Below are 18,601 nucleotides of genomic sequence, written 5' to 3'. Positions count from 1 at the left end.
TAGGTAGAAAGTTTAAAATTTAATGTTTTGGTTTTGAGTTGTCTGCTTTTTTTAGATTTATTCACATTTCTCTAAAAACATACTGTGTTTTGTGGTGTTCTTTTTTCGGGATATACATTAAATTATGGTGGTTTTGATTGTTGAAATTATAAAATACTTCTGGTTATGAAACTATTAATGAGTATCGACCTGTACCTGTGGAACCATTTTGTGCCGAAAATAAGCGAAGATTTTTTTAAAAGAAAATTCAATTCTGTTCTGGCGATGTTATACATTTCTTTGTTCAAACTACCCAGAAAATTTTTGATAAACTATTTTCGGGGACAAGGAAAAAGTATGGTTGTTGACACACAGAAGCTTGTTGTTGAAAACGAAACGGTTCTGAATAAATTGAAGAGTTCTGTACAACAAAGTTATAGAACGATACAGAAGAGTGGTTCCCTTTTTATCAGCCAGGCAGATGTTTGTAATCCCACTTACAAATATTCAATCGGTTCTTTTGGGATAAACTACAAATTTAAAGGTGCAACGGTAGAAGTAAATATGCATTCAAACTATCGGTTTCAGGAATCGCCGGATAGAATTACAAGACGTTTACATCATTGGTTATTTACTTTAAATAAAACAAACGATTTTGAAATTGTTGGTAACAACTGGACGACAAGTGTTAATGAGCTGCTTTCACTTACATCTGAAAAGCAACAGAAAAACGAGCCAAAATTGAAGTTACTCGTTTAATACACGGGATATTAAAAAAGTTAGCTCCGGTTTAAACTCGATTTTATGCTTTTTGTGTCGCGGACTAATTTTTTGAAAGATACATTCCAACACTCAAATTTGCTGAATTTACAAAAGTTGAAACACCAGCTTCTTTTAGTGCAGTTTGGCAAATTTTTATATTTGAAAATAGAGTTCGGTTTTTAAGTTCGAAATTACATCCTGCTTGCAAAAGCACACCGAAAACATTCGATGCAAGAGGAGTCTCGTAAGTTTCAGAGTTATATTCAGCATCGGTATGAATGCTTTTTTTGCCTACTTTTTCATCGGGAGAAACTAAAAAATTGGAATATATTCCGGCAGCTAAAGTTGGCTTGATATTACCATTTCCAAATTTATATTTTAAAGCTACTGACGGCTGAAATGAAATTACATTAATTTGTGCGTTGTAATAATCTGTTTTAAAACTCGAATGGTCGTCAATGTACGAGCCTTGAAAATCAAGCTTGGAAAAGTCCGCTTCGATCTCCATCGATAATTTTTCGTTCCACTTGGGCAAAGAAATATTAATCAGTAAACCAATCATTGGAAACTGCGTGTTGTCAAAATTGTAATTCGAAAATTCGCCTTTATCAAAATACAGTGACGAAATTCCACCACCTATTACCGGCGCGATTTTAATTTTACTCTTTTGCACCTGTTTTTCATAAATGATGCATTGTTCATCGTCACACATATAATCGTGATATTCTTTGGTGATATTGATCAGCGATTCGTGTTCTAGTGCTACGTTTTCAATATCCTTTTGAATTTCTTTACAATCCGCCAGCGTAGCTTTTAACTGCCCGATATATTTTAGTGTTTTTCTTTCGGTTTCGCCTTTTCCTGCAATATATTCAGTATTTTTCTCATTGGTGAGTTCAACGAGTTGTCCATTCTCTCCTTCAATCAGGTACATATAATTATTTATGTCGCGATAGAAATACAAATCAATAATTCCATTCAGCAGGAATTCTACAAAAACCTGCTTTTCTCTGTCGTCAATTTTTATCTCTTTTGAAATGTAATATTTACTGTCGGTAAAGCGGTATGCCTTAATTTCTGATGGTTCAAACCTAACAGATTCTGATTTTTCATTTTCTTTGAATGAACAAAAACTGGAATTTCTGATTTCGCCCCTGTAATCGATAAATCCGTAAACAGTATCATTTTCCCAGGTGATGTAATACCCCGGACGAAAATTAGTTTGTGCGTCGATAAAATATGACAGAAAGAGAAACAAAACTGTAGAAAAGAATTTTTTAATTGTTGTATTTTTAAATCTGAGTTTTTTTTGAGCGTAATAAAAGACTGAAGTTTTCATCGTTTTATCTTTTTTAGTTTTGAAAATAGCCAGGGGTTAAGACAATTTGAAGATTTCAATTAGAAGTTAAAACCGCTTAAAAATTGGATATCTGTGTTGTTTAACGTTGCGTCATTGCTATAGAGTTTATTATATCTTATTTCAAAAAAAAGCGAATGTTTGTAATTTAGTCGGTATTCTATACCTCCTCCGGCAGCAAATCCCTCCTGAAGGTATGAGATGGTTGGAGCGCTGATTAAATTTTCCGAAGATTCCACACCTGACATTTGTGTTTTTTTATCGGTGTTGTAAGCAATAATAGCTCCGCCATTAATGAACGGGCTTATTTTTTTTAACGGGTAAGTATATCGCAATAATACCGGCGTTTTTATAGATGAAAGATTGGTCGATATATCGATCGTCTTTTCGTTCACTCCAACTGAATATGAATAATTATGTTTTACAAATTGGATTTCCATGTGTGATGAAAAATAACTCGCTGATACCGGTAGGTCTATTAATAGTCCACCGCTCAACGAATTTTGATATTTGAAATCTACTTTACTATAGTCTAATATGTATTTATAACCATCTGTTTTTGGTGAGGATGCTTTAAATTTCGACATTTCGGAGACGACAACAATTCCTATCCTTATACGAGGAAATGGACGGTACAAACGGTTGTTATAATCGGTAATAAATCTTCCTAAGTCCTCTGGATTATAATTAACAAAACGGGCATTCTCTTTAATTACAGGGAAATCGGATGTAATTTTCTCTAGCTGATTTTGGAAATATGAATCTTTATGTTTCTTTCCTTTGCGAAGTTCAGAAAAAGAAGTACTGTCCTTTTCTATGAAAAAAGTATGATGTTTTTTTTCGGCAAGATAAAACAGCGTTAGTTTTCCCTCTGCGAGTTGTTCAAGAAAGAAACGCCTGGTTGAATCGGAATATGGTATTTCTTTTGACACATAGGTTCGTCCATCATGAAATCCATATTCTTTTGCATCATCGGGAGAAAATTTTTGTGTTTTATTTTCTTTTTTTATTTCACACCACAAGGCGTTTCCTGTTTTTCCTTTATCCATTATTTTTATTCCACTCAACGTGGTGCTGTCGGTTACAAGATATCCTCTTTGTCCAAATAAAGTATAAGTGAGCAATAATAGTAGCAGTGGCAGAATTGTTTTTTTTAAGAGTTTTAATTTTAGTGTATTCATGTTTGGTTTTATTAATTTGAGAAAGGATTAAATTTTCATAAATGTTTTTTTTAGTTCCCAAAGCAGATGCTCGCCTTTGGGGGCACGGCGTTGGAAGATAGTCTGAATTTCTGGTCAATTATCTCTGGGTACTTAAGAAAGATATAATTAAGCGATGTGTGGTGTAAATATCTCACATTAACTATAGGGCTATAAGAGGCTCTCATTTATTGAAAATTTGGTTTATTTAGGAGGAAATAAAAATAACCAGATTTCTGTTATAAATTCCGGAAGATTATAATTTAGAATGTTTTTAGTTTATTAGAAAGAGTCTTTTGAGAATTTTATAATTTACATCCAAACCTACATGAAAAAGACAACTGTCTTTACCAAATAACAACAGATTTATTTTTGATACATAGAAACGAGGATATTATCCCTTTGGTAGTTTTTCATCGGGGAAACGGTTTGCATATTCCTGCCAGAACGATTTCACCTCATTCTTCATTTCTTTTGCCAGCGAGAGAATTCCAAATAAATTGGGAATGGTCATCAAGGCGATAGTAATTCCGGAGAGTGTCCAAATAATGGTTGTATCGGTAAACGATGCCAGAAAAAATCCGATAACATAAATGATATGGTAATATATTACTTTGTTTGAGCCCCAGAGATAGGTAACCGCGCGGTCGCCGTAATACGACCAGCTTATTGCCGTTGAAAAGGCAAACATCAGTAAACCGATGGAGACAATGTATTTCCCGTAATCGCCAAACCAACTCCTGGTAAAAGCAACAGTAGTAAGAGGGGCGCTGTGCATCAACGATTTCCCTGTTAATGTAACACCCTGGCCACTTGCAATATTTCCCTCGTTGAATTCTATTTTACCGGAGTAAGGTTGATCATTTGTCCAAACTTTTATTTCTTCGGCTACCGAGCGTGCATGCAAAATGGTTGGTTGGTTTTCAATAATTCCGTTTGTCACATTCAGTGTTCCGGTAAATAATGGTAAGTCAGCTTTTCCAACCAGATAATTGTGTAGTTGTTCTACATCGTCTTTATTCCTTTCGGAATAGGTTCCATCCAGAACAACCATATCTGTTTCCTGAAAAGTATTTTCCATTTTTTCGGTCCACACACCAGACGAAAGCAAAACCAAACCCGTTATGGTGCAAATTATAATTGTATCAATAAAAGGTTCGAGAAGTGCTACCAAACCTTCAGAAACAGGTTCATGTGCGCGCGCTGCAGCGTGGGCAATCGGAGCCGACCCCTGGCCTGCTTCGTTGGAAAAGAGTCCGCGGTTTACGCCCCGGTTAAAAGCAAATGCTATACTTCCGCCTAAAAATCCACCTGCTGCAGCTGAACCTGTAAAAACATCGCCAAAAATGGAAACAAGCGATGGAATAATATTTTCGTAGTTATAAATAATTACTGCAATGGCACCTACAAAATATACTAATGCCATAATAGGCACGAGCCTTGACGTTACACTGGCAATTCGTTTGATACCGCCAATAATAACAAAGCCAAGAAGAACTGCTAAAACTCCTCCTGTAAGCATGTGGTTGATTCCAAAAGTCTCGAAAAGCGAATTGGAAATGCTATTGATTTGCGGCAAGTTTCCTGTTCCGAAAGAGGAGAGTATAGTGGCGATAGCAAAAATTACTGCCAGCCATTTTAGATTTAGCCTGTTTTTCATATAATACATGGGGCCGCCGGCGATGGAACCATCTGCAGCTGTTTCGCGGTATTTGTGCGAAAGCGTAACCTCAACAAATTTAGTGGTCATACCTAAAGCAGCAGTTACCAGCATCCAGAACAATGCTGCCGGTCCTCCCAGGTGAATGGCCAAAGCAACTCCTGCAATGTTGCCTGTCCCTACCGTTCCCGATAAGGCTGTGGTTAATGCCTGAAAATGAGATGTGTCGCCCTGATCTCCTTCTCTGTCAAATTTTCCACGTACAATTCGAAAGGAATGTTTTAGATATCTAAACTGAGGAAATTTTAAATAAATGGTAAAAAATATTCCGGTTCCCAACAGTAAAAATACGAACCATTGAGATCCGCCAATATAACCATCGATGAGAGAAAGGATGTCATTCAGTTTGTTCATTACAGGCAGTTTTTTTTATTAAGAGTGCTAAAAATAGTAATCTCTTTCTATTTTGGAAACAATATAGGTCGTCAATAAAATCAGATTTTTAAATTTCTAAATGTTAGTTTAGTGTATTATTTTACATCATTTTAATATTCATTGCTGATTTTGTGTGTCTTATGTCAATATAATCTCTTATTTTTGTTTTTGGTGAAATAACAAAACAATAGTTTATAGTTATTCAATTATTTAACGATAAAAAGATAAAGCCATGTTACCGCGATTTTTACTTGCCGACAATTCTCTGGAAACTCCGGATACTATTTTTGTGGTTCATACCGAAAACCCCCGTTTTATTATTGAAGCTGATATTGATGATTTTTGGAATAATCAGGAAATTCACTGGATCGATGGTGAACCGGGAGATGAAGATCTAATTTCGCAACTGGTTGAGGAAGCAGAAGATTTTTTGGAAAAAGAGTTTGAAAATGAGGAATTGCTGGATGACAGCGAGGAATAAAAGAGCGTTGGAAAATCTGCAATCTGCTCTGCTGATAGAGCCAAACGCTCAATGAGGGGTTTTTAGTGATGCTCCTGAAAATTTCGAAATTGAGTTTCTGTTCAAGTTTTATGTAGATGTTTGTCTGCTTTAGATATTGCCTGATGCAAATCTGCAAGGCAAATATCCACGGTGAAAGTTTGTGTGACGTTGGCTGGCCTCGCTTGCAAACTGAAGGATCATCCTTTGTGAAAGAATTCTTCTTTTTGTTTATTTTTTACCAGATAAATATTTCCAGCGGAAAAATCCAAATTCCATATATATTATACTTAATTTCCAAACCTTTTTAAAACTAAACCGATGAATACAACAAATTTATCTAAAGAAGAGGATCGAATTTTTTCAATTGACTTTTTTCGTGGTTTTACAATGTTCATGCTTGTTGGCGGCATTGGCGGATTATTTAGTAAGATTGATTTATCAGAAAGTGGCACTGTTTTACGCTTCCTTCAACAACAATTGGAACATGTACCGTGGGAGGGCCTTCATTTCTGGGATCTCATACAGCCCTTTTTTATGTTTATAGTTGGTATTGCCATGCCATTTTCAATTTCGAAAAGATGGGACAGGGGAGATAGCTGGATGAAAACGTTCAAACATGTATTGCTTCGATGTCTTTTTCTTTTACTTATTGGCTGGGCGATAAGTTCGGGACCCACAACTTCAAATTTTAATAATGTAATGGCACAGCTTTCTGTCACCTATCTGATTGCTTTTCTCATTATGAGAAAAAAAATCATGTGGCAGTTACTTATTTCATTTATTTTAATTCTTATTTCAGATTTGTTATACCGTTTTTGGCCTGTTGAAGGATTTAATCATCCTTTTACAGCAGGGCAAAACTTTGGGTCGTGGACCGATTTAATGCTTACAGGAAGTCTGGAACATGGAAACTGGGTGCCGTTTAATGCTATTCCCACTTCGGCGCACACTATTTGGGGAGTAATTGTTGGCTACATATTAAAAAATGACTGGCTGCCTAAAAAGAAGATTATGGTTCTTTTGTCTGTTGGGGCAGCCGGAGTAATTATTGGTTTTGCCGTGAGCCCGAATATTCCGATAATTAAACATATTTGTACCAGCTCATTTATCATTGTAAGTGGAGGCTGGTGCCTGATTGGAATGGCCATTTCATATTGGATAATTGATGTATTAAATATTAAGAAAGTACCTATGTTTTTTGCTGTATTCGGAATGAATCCTTTGTTTATTTATTTAATGGCCGGTAGCTTCAGAAGCTTTTTTAGCAGTCTTGTCGATCCGTTTATTTATCGGATTTTTGGGTGGACAGGGGAGATTACTCTTATCATTCTTTCAACTCTTTTGGTTGCGGCAATGCTTTGGTACGTTTGTTATTTTCTTTACAAAAGGAGGATTTTTATCCGATTGTAAAATTGCTCACGTACATTAATCTTCTTCAATGGCTGATAGTAAAATTGGAGAAGTTATCCTAAGCGACATTCTTTGTTGACAGAGTAAGCTTATAATTTGAAATTCCAGGTTGAAGAGCTGATGCCTCCGACGAGATACCCGGGATCAAAAATTCTCTTGGGTATTAAGTTGATAATAGTGTTTCATGATTCTTTTTTTCTGACTTTAAAGTGGCCTGGAGGTGTTATTATCAAAGGTTGATGCAGGATACTTTTGTGTAATTGGATTGACAATAAATAAAAATAAGGGCAGTCGTGAAATTTGTATCATTTACTCGTTCTCAAAAAAGACAAAATAGAATATTTCAAAAGACAAAAAGTAAAAATTAAATTCAGCTATTTATATATTACCCCTTTGTGTCTAAAATTATAGGTTGTTATGTGCTTTTTATTCAGCTTGTTATTGTTGGTGTTATTCTTAGTGAGACATGTATGTTATTTAATGAGACATTGGAAAATTGATAAAAAGCTGAGTAATTCTAATCTTTAAAAGGTGATTCTCCGGATACACTAAAAGGACGCAGTCTGTGATTTTACATTGTAAAATTAAATTTTAATAAATGCATATTTTTTATTTATCGGTTTGCCCTGGCGGGGGATAATTTCAATGATTGCTAATAGTTGAGTAGGTTGCAGAGAGAACGTAAGCGACATAATAAACAGATGCAGTAATAATTACAAACAGTAAAAACTTAAAAAATGAAATTAAACAAACCTCGGAAAAAATTAAACACGAAAATGTACAGTTACATTTTTATGCCGGTTATTATTTTGACGAGCTCAGTGTTGTTATACAATTGCGAAGAGAACGAAGATGATTTCGAAATTAATCATGGAGTTGATTACAGTGATTTGGAAAATTGGGTGTCGATTCCAACCGTAACAGAAAGTGTAGATGTGTTTTATGTGTATCCTACGGTTAGCAGCAACACCAGTGGAGCGATGGATATAACCGATGCCGGTGAGCGGGATTTAGCCATCGGGATTTTTAAAGCCCAGGCAAGTGTGTATGAATCAAATGCCAATGTTTTTGCACCGTACTATCGTCAGATGTCGACAAAAGTTGATATGTCGGGCGGAGGACTCGCAACAGATACAAAAGAATTTAAGCAGGCGGCAGTTGATGTTCAGGACGCTTTCGATTATTACATCAAGAATTTCAATAATAATCGTCCGTTTATTATTGCCGGGCATAGCCAGGGAACAATGGCACTGATTGAGTTGGTGAAAAAACGTTTTGGCGATAACGCCGAACTCCGCAATCGTTTAGTAGCTGCCTATTTGATTGGCTACACAGTAACCGATGCCGATCTGTCGAGAGCAGGTTTAACTGCCGCTCAAAATGCTACTGATATAGGTGTGGTTGTAACATACAATACTCAGTCAATAACTTCAACAGGAGGCCCCATGCTAATGGACGGCGCAAATTGTATCAATCCGCTTAACTGGAGAACTGACAATGTCTATGCTGAATCATCAGAGAATTTGGGCGCGGTGTTTTTTAACGATGAAACCGGTGAATTCATACGTGAAGTTGAACATTATTGCGGGGCTAAGATAAACGCAGAAAAAGGAGCGCTGACAACAACAATACCGGAAGGTGAAAATCTAAAGATAGGACCATATAATGAAGGCGTATATCATCGTTTTGATTACGCCATGTGGTATAGGAATTTGGAAAAGAATGTTGGGGACAGAATTACTGCGTATTATGGCAATGAGTAAATCACCATATATCAAAATTACATACCTGGGAAATAGAGCGGTTTCAAAAGCCGCTTTATTCCTGATTTACCCCCCGCATGGAAAGCTGAATCCTTTTGCGGGCTAGGTCTACTTCTTTTATTCTCACCATCACATGCTGGTGCAGTTTCACTACCTCATTCGGGTCGGAAATAAAACGGTCGGCCAGTTCCGAAATGTGCACCAGTCCTGACTGTTTTACGCCAACATCTACAAAGGCGCCAAATTTGGTAATGTTGTTTACAATGCCCGGAATAACAGTTCCCTCTCTTAAATCTTCAATCGAAAAAATTCCCTCGGCAAATTCGAATACTTTAATGGGTTTTCGCGGGTCGCGCCCTGGTTTTTGCAGTTCGTTTTTTATATCGTTTAGCGTTGGCCAGCCCACTTCGTTGCTCAGGTATTTTTCGAAATTAATTTTTGCAACCATCGTTTCATTGCGCACCAAATCTTTTAGTTCGCATTGAATGTCTTTGGCCATTTTCTGAACAATTTTATACGATTCCGGGTGAACGGCTGAATTATCGAGTGGATTCTCCACATCGGGAATTCGAAGGAATCCTGCGGCCTGCTCAAATGCTTTTGGCCCCATTCGAGGCACATCCTTTAATTCGCTTCTGGAAGTGAAAGCTCCGTTCTCCTTTCTGAAAGCAACAATGTTTTCTGCCAGTTGCGGACCTAAACCCGAGATGTAGGTTAGCAAATGCTGGCTGGCCGTATTAAGGTTCACACCCACTGAGTTTACGCTAAGTTCAACAACGGTATCCAAACTGCTTTTTAGTTTTTTCTGATCTACATCGTGCTGATATTGCCCCACGCCAATACTTTTCGGATCTATTTTTACCAATTCAGCCAGCGGGTCCATTAACCTTCGGCCAATAGAAACCGCACCTCGCACGGTAACATCGTATTGCGGAAATTCTTTTCGTGCAACCGACGACGCTGAATACACTGACGCACCATCTTCGCTAACCACATACACACGAATTTCGCGGTTGTAGCGTAATTTTTTTATAAAGGCTTCGGTTTCGCGGCTGGCGGTTCCGTTTCCTATGGCAACCGCATCAATTTGGTACACTTCCACCATTGATGTGATTTTCTTCGCAGCCATTTTTCGTTCTTCCTGCGGCTTGTGCGGATAAATGGTTTCGTTGTGCAACAAGTTTCCCTGAGCATCCAAACAAACCACTTTACAGCCCGTGCGGTAACCGGGATCGATTGCCAATATTCGTTTCTGACCCAGTGGAGGTGCAAGTAGAAGTTGCTTCAGGTTTTCGGCAAATACTTTAATCGCCTCTTCGTCGGCTTTTTCTTTTGAAAGATTGGTAAACTCAGTTTCAATTGACGGTTGAACCAATCGTTTCATACTGTCTTTTACTGCCAGCGCAACCTGATCTGAGCTTTCATTATTCCCGCGAATAAAAAAACGTTCCAGATTTTCCAAAACGCGCTCTTCATCGGGCGTAACAGAAACCCGCAGGAATCCTTCTTTCTCGCCACGACGCATCGCCAGTAAACGGTGCGAAGGGCATTTTTTCAAGGGTTCGTTCCAGTCGAAATAATCGCGGTATTTGGCAGCTTCCTCCTCTTTGCCTTTTACCACTTTCGACGAAATAACTGCACCCAAATCAAAACCACGGCGAACAATATTTCTTGCTTTCTCGTTTTCGCTTATCCATTCCGCAATAATATCGCGGGCGCCGGAAAGCGCGTCTTCCGCAGTTTTCACATCTTCATTCAGAAATGAATTGGCCCGAAAAATTGGGTCAAGCTCCATTTGCTTCATTATAATTTTTGCCAGCGGTTCCAATCCTTTTTCGCGGGCAATGGTGGCTTTGGTACGGCGTTTGGGTTTGTACGGAAGGTAAATATCTTCCAGTTCAACGGCTTCAAAACAATTTTCAATTCTGACTTTTAACTCGGGCGTAAGTTTTTCCTGCTCGTCAATGGTTCTTAAAATGGTCTCTTTACGTTTTTCCAGTTCCGTAAATTTCTCGTTCTGCTCTTTTATTTCTGAAATCTGAACTTCGTCCAAACTTCCGGTGCGCTCTTTCCGGTAACGCGAAATAAACGGAACGGTAGCGCCTTCATTAAACAAATTTATGGTGTTCAAAACCTGATTGTTCCTTATACCAAGGTTCTGAGCTATAATTTCGATGATTTGAGTTTTCATATGTTTTGTTTTCTGAACACAAAGTTAGTAAAAGAAAATTTTTGAAACTTGTGTTTTTACCGGACTATTGTTTGTATTTTCGGGAAACAATTATTATTAAAGAGCTATTGCTGATAAAATGCGATAAACTTTTTTTTCTAAACTTTTATCATTCAACTTTAAACTTTATTTTTGCAACTCATTTAGAAAAGTTTTAAAGCATGTTTGAGAATTTAAGTGACAGGCTGGAGAAGTCCTTCAAAATACTGAAGGGCCAGGGAATGATTACCGAAATTAACGTAGCTGAAACGTTAAAAGATATTCGTCGTGCGTTGCTTGATGCCGACGTTAACTTTAAAATTGCCAAAAAATTTACCGACGATGTAAAAGAAAAAGCGCTCGGACAACAAGTGCTTACAGCGGTTAAGCCGGGGCAGTTGATGGTGAAAATCGTAAAAGACGAGTTGACATCATTAATGGGAGGTAAATTTGAAGATGTGAATCTAACCGGTAATCCTACCGTAATTCTGATGTCTGGATTACAAGGTTCAGGGAAAACCACATTCTCAGGTAAGCTGGCCAATTTGTTGAAAAGCAAAAAAGGACGCCATCCGCTTTTGGTAGCAGGCGATGTTTACCGTCCGGCGGCAATCGACCAGTTAAAAGTACTGGGAGAGCAAATCAATGTTCCGGTTTATACCGAAGAAGGGAACATGGATCCTGTAAAAATTGCAAAGGCTGCGATTAAAGAAGCCAAGAATAAAGGATACGATGTAGTTATTGTCGACACCGCAGGTCGTTTGGCAGTTGACGAGCAGATGATGAATGAAATTGCGGCGATAAAAAAAGCAGTTGATCCGGAAGAAATTCTGTTTGTTGTCGATTCAATGACCGGCCAGGATGCAGTAAATACCGCCAAAGAATTTAACGATCGTTTGGATTTCGACGGTGTTGTTCTTACCAAACTCGACGGTGATACCCGTGGCGGTGCTGCGCTTTCTATCCGATCGGTAGTTGAAAAGCCAATCAAATTTGTAGGTACCGGTGAAAAAGTGGATGCCATTGATGTTTTCCACCCCGACCGTATGGCTGATCGTATTTTAGGAATGGGTGACATTGTTTCTTTGGTAGAAAAAGCACAGGAGCAGTTTGATGCCGAAGAAGCGAAAAAACTACAGAATAAGCTTGCAAAAAATACATTCAATTTTAACGATTTCCTGAAGCAGATAAACCAGATAAAAAAGATGGGAAATCTTAAAGATGTGATGTCCATGATTCCGGGAATGGGAAAAGCAATGAAGAACATGGATTTGGATGATGATGCTTTTAAAAGTATTGAGGCCATTATTTTTTCCATGACAAATGAGGAGCGTGAAAACCCCTCACTAATTAACGGAAGCCGCAGAAAACGAATTGCAGACGGCTCTGGTTCAAATATTCAGGAAGTTAATCGCCTTTTGAAACAATTTACTGAAACCCGGAAAATGATGAAAATGGTTTCTCAGGGTAAAAATATGCAACGCGTGATGAGCGGAATGCAGCGCGGAGGAAGAAGATTTTAAATTGATTGTTTAGCAAATATCCGGAATTCAAAAAAAATTAAATGATTTTAATCGACGGGAAAAAGATTTCTGCTGAGATGAAGCAGGAAATTGCTGCTGAAGTAGCGATAATGAAAGAAAACGGTGAAAAAGCACCTCACCTTGCTGCTGTTCTTGTGGGCCACGACGGTGGAAGTGAAACCTATGTGGCATACAAAATTAAAGACTGTGAGGCCGTTGGTTTTAAATCATCGCTTATTCGTTATGAAGAGGATGTTACGGAAGATGAGTTGCTGGCTAAAGTTCATGAATTGAATAATGATGAAGATTTGGACGGATTTATTGTTCAGCTGCCTTTGCCAAAACATATTTCGGAGCAAAAAGTAATTGAAGCCATCGATCCCAAAAAAGATGTAGACGGATTTCATCCGATTAATGTGGGCAGAATGGTTATTGGGCTGCCGTCATTTGTTTCTGCAACACCGTTTGGAATTGTTGAATTATTGAAACGCTATAATATTGAAACCAGCGGGAAAAATTGTGTGGTTCTGGGAAGAAGCAATATAGTAGGCCGGCCAATGAGTGTTTTGATGTCGCAAAAAGCTATTAATGCAACCGTTACAGTTGCACACAGCCGCACAAAAGACTTGGAAGAAGTTTGCCGAAACGCTGATATTCTGATAGTTGCCATGGGAGTTCCCGAATTTGTAAAAGGGAATATGGTAAAAGAAGGTGCCGTTGTTATCGATGTGGGAACAACAAGGGTTAAATCAGACAAAACAAAATCCGGATTCAAATTAAAAGGAGACGTTCTTTTTGAAGAGGTTGCTGAAAAGTGTTCGTACATCACTCCGGTTCCCGGTGGCGTTGGGCCTATGACGCGTGTTTCACTGTTATACAATACTTTATTGGCGTCAAAAAAAACAATTTACAAATAACCTGAGAAACTGAATTTTTCTTTAACTGTTTGTTTTTCAAAGAATTTGTTTGTTTGTGTGGAATAATTATAAATTAGTACAAAGTGCTGTAAATGTTGAGGTAATATTGCCAATAAGAAGGATATTAAAATAATTTTTTTATTTTTGGAATACTAACATTGGTAAAAAAAATCGAAAACAACAAAGAATGGAAAGCGTTGAAAATAAGGATGGAATGAAAAATTCTGAAGGCAATTTTAGGCAGGAAATTCATTCTAAAGTAATCAGAGCCGGCAAGAGAACGTATTTCTTCGATGTAAAAAGTACACGTAATGATGAATATTATTTAACCATTACGGAAAGCAAAAGAAAGTATGCTGATAATGGTAAGTTTCATTATGAAAAGCATAAAATCTTTCTTTATAAAGAGGACTTTGAGAAGTTTGCGGATAGCCTTGAGGAGATAATAGGGTATATTCGTAAAAATCAACCGGAGTCCGCTTCAGAGGAGGTAGATTTGGAAGAAGAAGTTGTACTTGACGGGCCTGCCAAAGACTACACAAATGTTGATTTTGAAGATATTTAGCTAAAAATCAGTATTTTTTTTATTGTTCCCACTCACTTAATTCCAACCAGCGAAATTCTTTTTCGTCAAGTTGAGTTTTCATCTGTGTTAATTCTTCCGATTTTGTAAAAAGTTTATCGTGCGGCAAATTACCTGAATTCAGTTCTTCTTCAATTGTATTTATTTTATCCTCCAATTCAGCAATGTCTTTTTCCAGTTGCTCCAATTCTCTTTTTTCTTTGAAAGAGAGTTTACGTTTTTCTGTGTCTTTATTTGAAATATTCTTGGGCTTTTCTTTGGAAACACTGGCAGCTTTTTTTGCTTCCTGTTTTTCTTTTTCTTCCAGCGTTTTGTTTCTGTAAACGGTATAGTTTCCCGGAAAGTCAGTTACAACTCCGTTCCCTTCAAAAACAAAAAGGTGATCAACAATTTTGTCCATAAAAAAACGGTCGTGCGAAACAACAATTACACATCCTGCAAATGACTGTAGGTATTCTTCCAGAACATTAAGGGTCATAATATCCAAATCGTTTGTTGGCTCGTCAAGAATGAGAAAGTTTGGATTTTGCATCAGAACAGTACACAAATACAGCCTTCTTTGTTCGCCTCCGCTGAGTTTCTCAATATAGTTGTATTGCGTTTCAGGTGGAAATAGAAAATGAGTCAGCATTTGTGAAGCGCTCATTTTAGTTCCATCTTCAAAATAAATATACTCTGCAATTTTGTTTACCGCATCAATAACCCGGTCTTTGGGATCAAACTGAATTCCTTCCTGTCTGTAGTAACCAAATTTTATTGTTTGCCCTATTTCAATTGCTCCCGAATCAGGTTTTAGGCTGTTGGTTATCAGGTTTAAAAATGTAGATTTTCCTGTACCGTTATTTCCTACAATCCCAACTTTTTCAAAGCGTGAAAATTTGTAACTGAAATTTTCAATCAGCTTAACCCCCGGGAAAGATTTGGAAACATTTTCGATTTCGATAATTTTTTTTCCAAGCCGAGCTGATTTTACATTCAGATTTACATTCTCTTCTTTTATTTTTTGTGATGCCTTGTCTTTTAAATCATAAAACGAATCGATCCTGTATTTTGCTTTGTGGCTGCGGGCTTTGGGCATTCGACGCATCCATTCCATTTCAGTGCGTAACAGGTTTTTAGCTTTTGAAACCGTAGCTTGTTGAATTTCAATGCGCTCATCTCGTTTCTGAAGAAAATAGGAATAGTTTCCCAGATACCTGTAAATCTGGTTGTCTTCCATTTCTATGATTTCATTACAAACACGGTCAAGAAAATAGCGGTCGTGTGTGACCATTAAAAGTGTCGATTTTGTTTTTTCAAGGTAAGCCTCCAACCATTCAATCATTTCCAAATCAAGGTGGTTTGTAGGTTCATCCAATATCAACAGGTCGGGTTTGTTTACCAAGACTTTGGCAAGCGACAACCGTTTTTGCTGTCCGCCTGATAATTCTCTCACGAGTTTGTCATGAATATTGATTTTTAGCTCGGTAAGAATTTGTTTAATTTCAACTTCAAAGTCCCAGGCATTTAATTCGTCCATTTTAGCCGAAATGCTGGCAATTGCATTCTGATTGTTTTTTGCTACGGCGAGCTCAAACTCTTTTATTGTTTTTAGTTTTAGGTTATCCGATTCAAAAATTTCCTCCAGAACGGTATTCTCAGGATTTAAGTTTGGTATTTGTTCAAAATAGCCAATGTTTATATCGTTTGTAAGGGTGATTATTCCCGAATCCGGCGAATCTTCGTCTGCGAGAAGATTGAGAAGTGTTGATTTTCCGGTTCCGTTTTTTGCAATTAACGCAACTTTCTGTCCTTCGAAAATCGTAAACGAAATATTTTCGAAGAGCATGACTTCTCCCCATCTCTTTGAAAGATTTTCAACTTGCAAAAAAGGTCTCATTTTTCAAAATTTTGGTAAAAATAGAAAATGAAATGAACTTCAGAGATGAAACTGCAAATTGTTAAAAATAAAAAGCCGGTCAGCACCGGCTTTTTTAACGTCTGTTTAATTTGTTAACTTAAAACCATTTCTACAAAAGGGGGGAGAAACGGTATTGTAGTTACAATATCTGTTAATAGGACTGAATAAATCGTGTTTTGTTACACATAAATTCACGAAATTTCAATTATTTTGAGAAAAACTCAGAAATATGCGTAAAAAAGAGCTTTTCGAATATGTTATCCGTTATTTTGAAAAGGCAATCCCGATTGCCGAAACAGAACTGGAGTATACGAATCCGTTTGATCTGATCGTAGCAGTTATTTTATCTGCCCAGTGTACCGATAAGCGTGTAAACCAAATTACCCCGGATCTTTTAAAACGTTTTCCCACTCCTCAAAAAATGGCTGAAGCAGAACCTGCTGAAGTTTTTGATTATATAAGAAGTTGCTCTTATCCAAACAATAAATCCAAACATCTGGTTGGAATGGCCCGGAAACTTATCGAGTTATTTGAAGGAGAAGTGCCAAGCGACGTTGACGATTTGCAAAAACTCCCCGGAGTTGGCAGAAAGACAGCAAATGTTATCGCATCGGTGGTGTACAATAAGCCTACATTGGCAGTCGATACACATGTTTTCAGAGTGGCTGCCCGCATTGGTTTGAGTACAAATGCAAAAACACCTTTGGCAACCGAACTCCAGTTAATGAAATATATTCCTGAAGAATTGGTTCCAAAAGCGCACCATTGGCTTATTCTGCACGGGCGTTATGTTTGTATTGCACGGAAACCAAAATGTGAAAAATGTGGGCTCACCGAGGTCTGTAAATATTATGCTCAGCAGAACAAAGCGAAAATAAACACTGTTTAACCCAGGGCTACATCCAGAAGCATCATTGTTGCAAATCCCAGCATTGCACCTATTGTTGAAAGATCGGATTCGTTACCGGTTTGCGATTCCGGAATTAATTCTTCCACAACAACAAAAATCATCGCCCCGGCAGCAAAAGACAACGCGTAAGGGAGAATTGGTGTCATAATTAAAACAAGGTAAGCTCCAATTACCGCTGCAATAGGCTCTACAATTCCCGATAGTTGCCCGTAATTAAAAGCTTTTAGTCTCGGAAAGCCTTCTCGCCGAAGCGGGATTGACACGGCAGCTCCTTCGGGGAAGTTTTGCAGACCAATTCCTAAAGCTAAAGCAATTGCTCCCGCCAGTGCACCAGTATCGGGGTTATTGGAGAGAGCCCCAAACGCGACGCCAACCGCCAGACCTTCCGGAATGTTATGGAGAGTTATTGCCAATACCAGTAAAACACTTCTTTTCCAAGATGTTTTTATCCCTTCTGCTTTGTCCAGTTTTTGACCAAGATGGAGGTGAGGAAGGATTTTATCTATCGCTAATAAGAAGGCTCCGCCAGCAAGAAACCCTACTACTGCGGGAATCCAGGAGATTCCTCCCTGCTCTTCCGACATTTCGATGGCCGGTGCTAAAAGCGACCAAAAACTGGCTGCAATCATAACTCCGGCCGCAAAACCAAGCATCGAGTTTAATACTTTCTGATTTATTTTCTTAAAGAAAAAAACCATAGATGCCCCCAATGCCGTCACCCCCCAGGTAAACAAAGCCGCAAAAAGCGCAAGTAGAATTGGGTTTATTTCTAAAAGTGTTTTGTAATGCATTTTTTAAGGTTAAATATATGTTTAATTTGGTTGAAAGTTATTATCACAGAATTTTTTTTAAAGTGTCAGGCAAAATTGTAAAATTTGAGTATTGTTATTTATCTTTTTCAAAATTATTTTTTTGAAAACCCTCATCAATTTTAAGATTGGTGATTTGTAAAATCTTTTCGATAATTATCATATGTTGATGACATGTATTACAAAAGTAGCAAAAATAGATTAATTCTATATTAGTGTTTTGTTAAGGTTTAAGTTGTTTGTTTTTAGTATTTTATGGGTGAGGTGTCGGGATGTGTGTAAATTAATACGCATGGTTATTTGATTTTATATGAAACTTCGTACATTTGCTGAAACATACATGTTTAATTTATAAAATGAATTGCTATGGCATATAAAGTTTCTGATGAATGTATTGCATGCGGAACGTGTATTGATGAATGCCCGGTTGATGCTATTTCTGAAGGTGATATCTATGTAATTGATGCTGACCTTTGCACCGACTGTGGTTCATGCGCGGAAGTTTGCCCGGTAGAAGCTATTTCGATAGACGAGTAAGATCCGGTCAACATAAAACATTGAAGCCTGTTCATAAGATGAATAGGCTTTTTTTGTTTTATTTAATTTTAATTCAAAAGTGACAGGAATAACCGGTGATTTTTTTAAAAGTAGAAGAGCAGAAGAAATCCAACAGCCTCTCTTCA

15 protein-coding genes are annotated in these 18,601 nt (G+C 37.6%); 9 read left to right on the top strand and 6 right to left on the bottom strand.

Translation table 11 applies throughout. The annotated features are described in order from the left end of the window. Window positions 1-165 precede the first annotated feature (165 nt). Window positions 166-738, top strand: a complete 573-nt coding sequence (locus K5G00_RS06765) for a hypothetical protein (protein WP_238765376.1) — start codon at window positions 166-168, stop codon at window positions 736-738. 64 nt (window positions 739-802) lie between these two features. Here the strand turns inward: K5G00_RS06765 and K5G00_RS06760 are convergent, their stop codons facing one another. The 3 genes from K5G00_RS06760 to K5G00_RS06750 all read right to left on the bottom strand — a co-directional run bounded on the left by K5G00_RS06760 (window position 803) and on the right by K5G00_RS06750 (window position 5,371). Further along, entirely contained in the window at window positions 803-2,080 is a 1,278-nt protein-coding gene (locus tag K5G00_RS06760; RefSeq protein WP_238765375.1) for a hypothetical protein, read from the bottom strand. A gap of 59 nt (window positions 2,081-2,139) precedes the next feature. Continuing rightward, entirely contained in the window at window positions 2,140-3,279 is a 1,140-nt protein-coding gene (locus K5G00_RS06755) for an outer membrane beta-barrel protein (RefSeq protein WP_238765374.1), read from the bottom strand. Between the two features lie 412 nt (window positions 3,280-3,691). After that, window positions 3,692-5,371, bottom strand: coding sequence for an alanine/glycine:cation symporter family protein (locus K5G00_RS06750; protein WP_238765373.1), 1,680 nt, complete (start codon window positions 5,369-5,371; stop codon window positions 3,692-3,694). A 253-nt stretch (window positions 5,372-5,624) separates the two neighbouring features. Between K5G00_RS06750 and K5G00_RS06745 the strand changes: the two genes are divergently transcribed. The 3 genes from K5G00_RS06745 to K5G00_RS06735 all read left to right on the top strand — a co-directional run bounded on the left by K5G00_RS06745 (window position 5,625) and on the right by K5G00_RS06735 (window position 9,067). After that, window positions 5,625-5,873 (top strand): hypothetical protein, encoded by a 249-nt coding sequence (locus K5G00_RS06745; RefSeq protein ID WP_158863568.1) that lies wholly within the window; start codon window positions 5,625-5,627, stop codon window positions 5,871-5,873. 339 nt (window positions 5,874-6,212) lie between these two features. Then, window positions 6,213-7,304, top strand: coding sequence for an acyltransferase family protein (locus K5G00_RS06740; RefSeq protein ID WP_238765372.1), 1,092 nt, complete (start codon window positions 6,213-6,215; stop codon window positions 7,302-7,304). Between the two features lie 737 nt (window positions 7,305-8,041). Continuing rightward, complete coding sequence (locus K5G00_RS06735) at window positions 8,042-9,067, top strand: DUF3089 domain-containing protein (protein WP_238765371.1); 1,026 nt, start codon at window positions 8,042-8,044, stop codon at window positions 9,065-9,067. Between the two features lie 55 nt (window positions 9,068-9,122). Here K5G00_RS06735 and K5G00_RS06730 read toward each other — a convergent pair whose 3' ends face one another. Beyond that, window positions 9,123-11,258 carry a Tex family protein gene (locus tag K5G00_RS06730; RefSeq protein WP_238765370.1) on the bottom strand — a complete coding sequence of 712 codons (2,136 nt, stop codon included), beginning with the start codon at window positions 11,256-11,258 and terminating at the stop codon, window positions 9,123-9,125. Between the two features lie 200 nt (window positions 11,259-11,458). Between K5G00_RS06730 and ffh the strand changes: the two genes are divergently transcribed. The 3 genes from ffh (at window position 11,459) to K5G00_RS06715 (ending at window position 14,281) form a co-directional block, all read left to right on the top strand. Next, the gene (gene ffh, locus K5G00_RS06725) at window positions 11,459-12,799 is read left to right on the top strand and encodes a signal recognition particle protein (RefSeq protein ID WP_238765369.1); all 1,341 of its coding nucleotides are present in this window, start codon (window positions 11,459-11,461) and stop codon (window positions 12,797-12,799) included. A 41-nt stretch (window positions 12,800-12,840) separates the two neighbouring features. Further along, the gene (gene folD / locus K5G00_RS06720) at window positions 12,841-13,716 is read left to right on the top strand and encodes a bifunctional methylenetetrahydrofolate dehydrogenase/methenyltetrahydrofolate cyclohydrolase FolD (RefSeq protein ID WP_238765368.1); all 876 of its coding nucleotides are present in this window, start codon (window positions 12,841-12,843) and stop codon (window positions 13,714-13,716) included. Between the two features lie 187 nt (window positions 13,717-13,903). Further along, entirely contained in the window at window positions 13,904-14,281 is a 378-nt protein-coding gene (locus tag K5G00_RS06715; RefSeq protein ID WP_238765367.1) for a DUF3276 family protein, read from the top strand. A 19-nt stretch (window positions 14,282-14,300) separates the two neighbouring features. Here the strand turns inward: K5G00_RS06715 and K5G00_RS06710 are convergent, their stop codons facing one another. Continuing rightward, the gene (locus K5G00_RS06710; RefSeq protein WP_238765366.1) at window positions 14,301-16,178 is read right to left on the bottom strand and encodes an ABC-F family ATP-binding cassette domain-containing protein; all 1,878 of its coding nucleotides are present in this window, start codon (window positions 16,176-16,178) and stop codon (window positions 14,301-14,303) included. A gap of 250 nt (window positions 16,179-16,428) precedes the next feature. On the opposite strand from K5G00_RS06710, the gene nth reads away from it, so the two are divergent. After that, entirely contained in the window at window positions 16,429-17,088 is a 660-nt protein-coding gene (gene nth, locus K5G00_RS06705; protein WP_238765365.1) for an endonuclease III, read from the top strand. Here nth and K5G00_RS06700 read toward each other — a convergent pair. Continuing rightward, complete coding sequence (locus tag K5G00_RS06700) at window positions 17,085-17,900, bottom strand: ZIP family metal transporter (RefSeq protein ID WP_238765364.1); 816 nt, start codon at window positions 17,898-17,900, stop codon at window positions 17,085-17,087. The genes nth and K5G00_RS06700 overlap by 4 nt on opposite strands. Before the next feature lie 384 nt (window positions 17,901-18,284). Between K5G00_RS06700 and K5G00_RS06695 the strand changes: the two genes are divergently transcribed. Next, window positions 18,285-18,455 (top strand): DUF362 domain-containing protein, encoded by a 171-nt coding sequence (locus K5G00_RS06695; RefSeq protein ID WP_238765363.1) that lies wholly within the window; start codon window positions 18,285-18,287, stop codon window positions 18,453-18,455. Window positions 18,456-18,601 lie beyond the last annotated feature (146 nt).

Source organism: Maribellus maritimus, assembly GCF_022267315.1.
In the GTDB taxonomy this organism is placed as follows: Bacteria; Bacteroidota; Bacteroidia; order Bacteroidales; family Prolixibacteraceae; genus Draconibacterium; species Draconibacterium maritimum.
This window is presented reverse-complemented; position numbering and strand designations above follow the sequence as displayed.